Here is a 2,804-nt window from a genome sequence, read left to right as displayed (position 1 = left end):
GAAGATGGTGGACGACACGCCCGGATGGTCGGGCAGGCCGAAGAGGCTGATCTTCGCCTCGTCGCGGCTGTAGGCCACGCCGCTCACGATCCGCTTCTCCACGATCTCCTCCTCGTCGCACACGATGGTGCCCTGGCCGGGGGCTTCGCCCGGCTCGACAAAACTCGACAGCACCCGGACGGGCACGTGATAGGCCATGGCCAGCTCGACCGAGCGGGTCTGCAGCACCTTGGCGCCCAGCGACGCCATCTCCAGCATCTCCTCGTAGGAGATCTTGGCCAGCTTCTTCGCCTTGGATTCGATCCGCGGGTCGGTGGTGTAGACCCCGTCCACGTCGGTGTAGATGTCACACGCGCCGCCGACCGCCGCGGCGATCGCCACGGCCGAGGTGTCGGAGCCGCCACGGCCCAGGGTGGCGATGCGGCCGTCGCGGGTCACGCCCTGGAAGCCGGCGATCACCGCGATCTCGCCGGAGTCCATCGCCGCGCCCAGCTTCTCGGGCGGGATGTCGTCGATGCGGGAGCGGCCGTGGGCGTCGTCGGCGATGATCGGAATCTGCCAGCCCATCCACGAGCGGGCGCGCAGGCCCATGTTGCGCAGGGTCATGGCCAGGAGGCCGGCGGTCACCTGCTCCCCAGACGCCACCACCACGTCGTACTCGTCGTCGCTGGCCGGGATGCCCTGGGCGGCCGCGCCGGCGCCGTCGGTCCAGGCCACCAGCTCGTTGGTCTTGCCCGCCATGGCCGAGACCACCACGGCCACGTCGTGGCCCGCGGCTTTCTCTGCCGCCACCAGCCGCGCGACGCGCCGGATGCGCTCCAGGTCGGCCACGGACGTGCCGCCGAATTTCATCACCAGGCGAGACATGGACTTGGCGTCGGTTCCCGTTGCTGCGCTGCGGAAGGGCGGAGCCTCATAGCGGCGTCGCGTCCGGGGGGCAACGGCCAGAATTTTGCGTTTCCGGCGCAGCGTTGCTGCAAACGGGGCAAAGCCTGCCCCGGCGACGCCCTGCGCGCCGCAGGCGCAGTCAAAGAAAGAGAACCGCGGAAAACTGGAAGGCGCGGAAAGGTGTCCCGGGAGGCGGGGCCGCCCAGGTCTTCTGGGTCTTTCCGCGTTTTCCGCGATTTGAAACAAGGGCGCTGCGCGCCGTCAGCCGGTGTTGGGCCAGGGGATCGGCGGGTCGTCGGCGGAGACCGGGTCGGTGGCCGGCGGGGCGGCGTCGAACTCGGGTTCGTCCGGGTCGCGACGGCGCACCTCGGGGTCGGGGAAGAAGGTGGGTTCGGGGAGGTCTGGCCAGGTCTCGGCGAGGGCCTCGGGCAGCCCTAAGCGGCGGCAGGCGTGGCGGACGTGGGCCTGCGGGTCGAGGTCGAGGAAGTCGGGCTTCTCGTACCAGTCGTCCAGCTCGCGCTCGAAGCGGTGGGCAAGCGCGGTGTGGCGCTCGCGGTCGCCGGCGGCCACGTGGGAGATCACCCGCTCGATGGCTTCGACGAGGTGGTCGGCGCGGGCCTCGTAGGCGTGGTCTTCCGGGGTCTTCCGGGGACCGTCCTCGAACGGGAGGCCGGCCTTGCGCCAGCGTTCGTGCTGCTCGGCCAGCCGGGCGGCCTTCGCGCGGTCGGCCTTCAGCTTCGCATGGCAGGCCAGGGTCTGGCGCACCTGGCGCGAGCAGCGGGCGTAGGCCTGGGCCAGCCTCGCGACCTCGTCGGGGTCGGTGGTGTCCAGGAGGCAGTCGTGGACGTGCTGCGCGGCGCGCAGGTCGAGCCTGGCGAGCTTGGCCAGGAAGACGTCGGCTTCGTCGATCTCGGGCGGGGGGCCGGACATGCGGGCAGTGGAACACGGCCCTACGTCAGAAACGGACGCAAGGCGCCATTTCCATCTCAACTTTCTTTGTCATCCCGGTTCGCGAAGCGAAGACCGGACCCATTGAGCTCGGCGGCGGTGACAGGGTGCGGGCGGCGACCCAGCGGGTCCTCACCAAACGCAGAGTCCAATGGATCCCGGTCTTGGGCTTTCGCCCAAACCGGGATGACAACGGGGAGGGAGAGGGGGCGGCTAACGCTGCGCGAGCGCGGCTTCCAGTTCGGCGATGGCCTCGGTGACCTGGCCGTCCTCGTCGCCGAAGACGGCGTCCCAGACCATCTTGAGGAAGGGGCCGGGCTGGCCGGCGCGGTCGCGGTCGTGGTCGGCCTTCCAGGCCTGGAGCCGGTCGAGGAGGGCGCGCAAGGCCGCGGGGTCGGCGTCGGGCGACCCGCGGTTGGCGCGCCACCATTCCAGATCGCCGGCCAGACCGATCGCCTTCACCGCCATGCCTCCGTGGTCCTGGCCGCTAGATAACGTCGGCCATGACGTGAGATTAGAGGGCTATGACGGCTCCTGCCCATACCTCCGCCTCGAGCGGGCGTCCCTTGCGCCTGGCAGCCGCCATCGTGCTGGGCTGGTCGGCGGTGGCGCTACTGCTGTCGCTGCAGGGGTGGCTGACCAGCGGGCGGTCGCAGGCGTGGTGGCCGTCGCTGGGGTATTCGTTCGCGATCTTCTCGGTGTGGGCGGCGTTGACGTGGCCCGTGCTGTCGGCGGTGCGGCGGGTCGAGGCGTCCGGGCTGGCGTTGCCGGCGCGGCTCGGCGTGTATGCGGCCGGGCTGCTGGTCGTCTCGGCGCTGCACGTGCTGGTGTTCGTGGTGGTCTACTGGCCGCTCTACAACGACGGCGGGCGCCTGGCCCGCTGGGCGATGGGCGAGCGGATGTTCGCGCGCAACCTCGGGACCAACGCGCTGTTCTATGCGGCGCTGGTGGGGAGCGGCCTGCGCCTG

4 protein-coding genes are annotated in these 2,804 nt (G+C 70.8%); 1 reads left to right on the top strand and 3 read right to left on the bottom strand.

What is annotated here, in order from left to right:
• The 3 genes from VGD44_RS09885 to VGD44_RS09875 all read right to left on the bottom strand — a co-directional run.
• Window positions 1-867, bottom strand: an 867-nt coding sequence (locus VGD44_RS09885) for an aspartate kinase (RefSeq protein WP_331086420.1), incomplete at its 3' end; no start/stop codon positions are given.
• A gap of 282 nt (window positions 868-1,149) precedes the next feature.
• Entirely contained in the window at window positions 1,150-1,818 is a 669-nt protein-coding gene (locus VGD44_RS09880; protein ID WP_331086418.1) for a hypothetical protein, read from the bottom strand.
• Between the two features lie 231 nt (window positions 1,819-2,049).
• On the bottom strand, window positions 2,050-2,304 hold the full coding sequence (locus VGD44_RS09875; protein ID WP_331086416.1) for a hypothetical protein: 255 nt from the start codon (window positions 2,302-2,304) through the stop codon (window positions 2,050-2,052).
• Window positions 2,305-2,402: 98 nt separating this feature from the next.
• Here VGD44_RS09875 and VGD44_RS09870 point away from each other — a divergent pair.
• Window positions 2,403-2,804 (top strand): hypothetical protein (locus VGD44_RS09870; protein WP_331086414.1); only part of this gene is annotated, 402 nt, incomplete at its 3' end.

Origin of the sequence: Phenylobacterium sp., assembly GCF_036402295.1 — a bacterium.
GTDB lineage: Bacteria > Pseudomonadota > Alphaproteobacteria > Caulobacterales > Caulobacteraceae > Phenylobacterium.
Note: the sequence above shows the minus strand (reverse complement) of the source record. Positions and strands in the feature narration are given on the sequence as shown.